Here is a 4920-nt window from a genome sequence, read left to right as displayed (position 1 = left end):
TTGTTGCGAGTTCTTTTTAAGACTGAAAGAACAGAAATAAAAAATTTTGAATAATTTCGGATAATTTCTTTCAGTTTTCACTCTCGGGGATTTTTCTCTCGCGGATTGCGCAGATTGCGCAGATTGTATATTTTCAGCTTATTTTCAGTATATTTCATGAATTATTTTTTGACAGAAAAACAAAAGAAAATGAAATTATTCTAATTATTTTAATTTCTTTCAGTCAAAATAATATCCCCGAGTTCCCCGAGTTCCCCGAGAGGTCAGAGTTCCCCGGGTTCCCCGAGAGGAATTTGGTCGTGTCAAAATATTATTATACCTTTGTGAAATTAATCACCAAATAATCTGACTTAAACGGCAATGAAGAAAATCTCATTATTGGCAGTAGTCGCATTGTTGGCATTACTGACTGCTTGCAACAAGGTTGCTCCTATCGACCTTGAGAATTATAAACCTATCAAGGAGTTCAAACCTGCAACCGAGGCTATCGTGCAAGCCGAAAATTCCAACGCTCCTTACGACCTGGAGAAGACGGTGTGCGTGATGAATGCCCTTGAAGCGGCGCAGATGCAGTCGGACGACTTCCACTCTTACCTTGAGTACATGGCCCGTCAGGACTATGAGGGCGTGGCGCCAGAGGTGCTTCGTGCCAAGGCCAAGCTGCTCCCCATCATGCAGCACATGTTCTTGCTGCAGAAACAGCACAAAGACATGGACGAGATGTGGATGCTCATGCGCAGCATCTCCACTGGTGCCAGCACTGCTGCCCAGGAAATGACGTGGACCGAGATTGTGCAAACCATTGCCATGGGCGGCATGCCACCGCTCACCCTCTTTGTGCAGGACGACGGCCAGGTGGATGCTGCACGCCTGTCGGGGTTTGAGGCCTACGAGAAGCAGAAGAACCTCAAGGGTGAGTTAGAGGACGAAATAGCTAAAATCAAGGAGGCCTATATCGCTTACCTTGCCGAATATGCTCCCGTTTACCACAAGTACATGAAGGAGTGGGATGCTGTGTGCATCGAGAAGGACAAAGCGTATATTGACGTTTACTCGGGCCGCACTGCCGACGGCTTGCGTGACGCAGAGGGCATTCTCCAGAAATATCCCAACAACCGCGAGGCGCTGCTCCTCAAAGGCATGGCGCTGGTAATGATAGGCATGGAGAAGGGCGCTGGCCAGCAGGCACAGTTTGAGACTCCTGCCCTGAACCTCACGCCCGACACCGCGAGCACCCCGCAAGCATCGGGCCGACCCACCAACGGCTATTTTGAGAACGCAACCGCTACGCTCGACCACTATGAGTCGCTCTACCCCGACCGCACAGCACCGGCACTCATCATTCGTGCCCGCATGGAGATGGCGCGCGGCAACGTGAGCCAGGGTCTGGCTTACCTCGACCAGGCGTCAATGGAATATCCCCGTCAGGCCGAGAAACTCACCGACCTCATGGATTCTTACCAGAACCGCAGCTATCTCAACAAGACTCCCGAGGGACTGTACTTGCTCTCGCTCTACCGCTCCACTATGGAAGGTTACGGCCTGTTCAGCCCCAACTTGCAGAAGGCCAACTATTACTACATGCAGGGCGACATCGAGAGGTCATCGACCGAGATTTACAACCATTTCTTCCGCCGTGGCAACCAGGGTGTGTATGACTGCTTGCTCAGCGATATGGAATTTTGCGAGAACAACCTCAAACCGTGCTTCAGCAAGCTGCTCATCGAGCACTCTTACATGGACGTGAACATCAGCCCCACACGCACATGGTACTTCACCAAGAAGGACAACGAGATCAACGTGGAGCTGGAGAACCGCACCGACTATGACTTGGAGAACGTGCGTGTGTTCCTGTGCCTCCACTACACCGACATGTACACTAACCAGTATGACGTGGTCAAGACTGCCAGCGTGAGCAAGGTGCCCAAGCACGACACTACCGACCTGGGAGATGTGGAGCTCAACTTCGGCGACAAGACGTTTGACGACATCACTCGCTATCGTGCTATCGTGATGACCGATGACAAGATATGCTGGGTCGATAGCAAGGAATACAAGTTGCAGACAGCCACCCAGACGCTTGCCGACAGCAAGACAGGCAAGGGGCAGAAGAAACTTGAACAGAAACTCAACGAACTTCAAGCCAGCGGTTTGAGCCAGGCAAAGGTGATGGAGCTGCTGGGCGGCGTGAAGGTGTATGGCGGTCCTGGCAACAAGGAAAAGTCGTGGTGGGACAACTTCACTTCAAGCAGCGACACCGAGAAGCTGCGCGTGGAAGTGCCCCGCATCCTCACTATGCTCGAACCCGTGTTCTGCATCAATGAACTTAACGGAGCAGGGGCCGTACACCCCGAGGAGAACATCATCACAGGCACCAACATCTACCTCAAGTTTGACTTCGTCCCCGAGAAAGGTAGCATCCACCAGCTCTACATGTACAGCGAATATGGCAATGCACGCATCACCATAAACTTCGCAACAGGCAGCCCCAAAGTCACCAAGGTGGAGAAAGTGTGACGCCGGGGGAACTCTGACCTCTCGGGGAACTCGGGGAACTCGGGGATTTTTCTCTCGTTTAGAGACTCTTTGACTGAAAGAAATTATAAGAAATTAAAAGAAATTTTTGTTGCGAGTTCTTTTAAAGACTGAAAGAACAGAAATAAATAATTTTGAATAATTTCGGATAATTTCTTTCAGTTTTCACTCTGACCTCTCGGGGACCCCGGGGAACTCGGGGAATTTTCTCTCGCGGATAACGCAGATTGCGCAGATTGTATATTTTCAGCTTATTTTCAGTATATTTCAAGCGCAGCGCCATCTGCTTGATTTATTTTTTGACAGAAAAACAAAAGAAAATGAAATTATTCTAATTATTTTAATTTCTTTCAGTTTTCACTCTCGGGGAACTCGGGGAACTCGCGGAAATTTTTTGCTCCTTGGGAAATTTTTCAGAAATTAATAATATTTCCCCGAGTTCCCCGGGTTCCCCGAGAGATAAAAAACTTCCCCGAGTTCCCCGAGAGAGAGAGACTCACGCGGATTGCGTGCGTATTGCTCGGCTACACGTATTCTATTTTAAGGATTTCGGCAAGGTTGACGGCATATCCGTTCTTGCTGCCGGGGTAGTAGATGATCGACAGTCCGCGGTAGGGTTCGGGCACGCGCAGGGTGTCGATGGAGTTCCACTGCGGCCGGCCGAAGTCGCTCGACTCTCCCGAGAGCTCGAGCGTGCCTTGCAGGTAGTTAAATTCATAGTAACCTCCCCCGCGGCAAGTGTCGCCAGGTTCAAGCAAGTGCTTGTGCAGGTTGACCATGCCCAGGCGGAACTCGCCGCTCGCTGTTATGATAAACTTGGGATACATGGTCTTATAGCTTGTTCAAATCCACGGTGAGTCCTTCGTTGCCCAGGATGGTGTTTGGGAACACCTCTCGGGCTTGCTCCAGCAGCGGCGTCTCGTCGAGGTAGCGCTTCGAGTAGTGTCCCAGGATGAGCCGCTTGGCTCCAGCCTCGTGTGCCACAGTGGCGGCTTGGCGCGATGTGCTGTGGAAACGCTGCTTGGCCTTGGCTTCGCACTCGTCGCCGTAGGTCGCCTCATGATACAGCCAGTCAACGCCTTGCACGGCCCGGATGACCTTTGGGGTGAACATCGTGTCGCTGCAGTAGGCATAGGAGAGCGACGGGTCGGCGGGGCGTGTAAGGTGCGAGTTGGGCACGATGACACCCTCGGGCGTCACGTAGTCACCTCCCTGGCGCAATGTGTTCAAAGCGTAGTTAGGCACGTTGTGAAACTTCACCATCTCGGCGTTGATGTGGCGCATCTTGGGTTTTTCCCTGAAGATGAATCCCACCGTGGGCACTCGATGCACTAGCGGAATAGTCTCAACAGTGATTGCATCGTCCTCGTAGATCACTTCATGGCCCACCTTGATGACGTTGAACCGCAGTTCGTAGGGACGCTCGCGGCAGAAGTAGTCCATTGCGTCCTTGAGCAGCCGTGCTCCGTCCTCAAAGATGTGTACCGTCACACCGTTGGTGTTACCCAGCAGCGCCAGCGTGGAAAGCAGTCCCGGCAGTCCGAAGCAATGGTCGCCATGCAGATGGCTGATGAAGATGTGTCCCAGCCTGGAGAATTTGAGCCCCATGCGTCGCATTGCCAGCTGGGCGCCCTCGCCACAGTCGATCATAAACAGGTTATCGCGCACATTAAGCACCTGGCACGACGGCACATGGCGCAGTGTGCAAGTGGCCGAGCCGCAGCCCAGTATGTTTAGTTCAAGACGTGTCATTTCTTTTAGATTCTTTTATATATTGCAAAGGTACTATATTTTTTGACTTTAAGAACAGCAGGGACAAAAGTTTTAGTATATTTTAAACAGATGCAGCCAGTGTGGCAACTACACAGCAATAGGCTTTCCCCGCGCGGATCTCACGGATCTCACTGATTTTTTTTTCATTGAAAATATATTAACAATTAGAGGCTGAAAGCCGACACGCACAAAGCTTGCTTTGGCCCCATACCCCCCACCGAAGGGAGTGAAACGACGGCCGGTGGGGGGGGTGTGAAGTGTAATAAAATCACGGTTGAAGACCGCTACCTCGAAACGTGCAAGGTTGCGGTCTTCAACCGCGGTACAGTGTATTGCGTTTACCCTGCCCTGCCTTCGCTTGCGCTCAGTTAGGACAGGGTTATGTGCAGAACTGCGTTCTGCGTGTCGGCTTTCAGCCTCTCATTACAAAATCATGTGAGATCCCCGCGCGGATAAAAAACTATTGTAGTATAGTTACAACAGATTGCTCTGATTTAACTGAATAAGAAATTATTCTAATTATTTTAATTTCTTTCAGTTATTATTAAATCTGTGTTATCAGTGAGATCCGCGCGGGGATATTACCCAAAATACCATTGCTGAATAGTTACC

At 50.7% G+C, this 4920-nt stretch carries 3 protein-coding genes; 1 reads left to right on the top strand and 2 read right to left on the bottom strand.

The window, feature by feature from the left end:
• Positions 1-360 precede the first annotated feature (360 nt).
• Entirely contained in the window at positions 361-2517 is a 2157-nt protein-coding gene (locus ACKI3C_RS03990) for a tetratricopeptide repeat protein (RefSeq protein WP_407402285.1), read from the top strand.
• A 542-nt stretch (positions 2518-3059) separates the two neighbouring features.
• On the opposite strand, the gene ACKI3C_RS03985 is transcribed toward ACKI3C_RS03990, so the two are convergent.
• Together ACKI3C_RS03985 and ACKI3C_RS03980 are read right to left on the bottom strand one after the other, a co-directional pair.
• Complete coding sequence (locus ACKI3C_RS03985; RefSeq protein WP_407402283.1) at positions 3060-3362, bottom strand: hypothetical protein; 303 nt, start codon at positions 3360-3362, stop codon at positions 3060-3062.
• Between the two features lie 4 nt (positions 3363-3366).
• On the bottom strand, positions 3367-4287 hold the full coding sequence (locus ACKI3C_RS03980) for a ribonuclease Z (RefSeq protein ID WP_407402281.1): 921 nt from the start codon (positions 4285-4287) through the stop codon (positions 3367-3369).
• Positions 4288-4920: the final 633 nt, after the last annotated feature.

It is taken from the genome of Sodaliphilus sp., assembly GCF_045598405.1.
GTDB lineage: Bacteria > Bacteroidota > Bacteroidia > Bacteroidales > Muribaculaceae > Sodaliphilus > Sodaliphilus limicaballi.
The sequence above is the reverse complement of the archived record's forward strand: the minus strand, read 5'-3'. Positions and strand labels throughout refer to the sequence as shown.

Bases quoted from the DNA above. Each gene is read 5' to 3' on its own strand.
- ACKI3C_RS03980 (WP_407402281.1), bottom strand. From the start codon at position 4,287: ATGACACGTCTTGAACTAAACATACTGGGCTGCGGCTCGGCCACTTGC.
- ACKI3C_RS03990 (WP_407402285.1), top strand. From the start codon at position 361: ATGAAGAAAATCTCATTATTGGCAGTAGTCGCATTGTTGGCATTACTG.
- ACKI3C_RS03985 (WP_407402283.1), bottom strand. From the start codon at position 3,362: ATGTATCCCAAGTTTATCATAACAGCGAGCGGCGAGTTCCGCCTGGGC.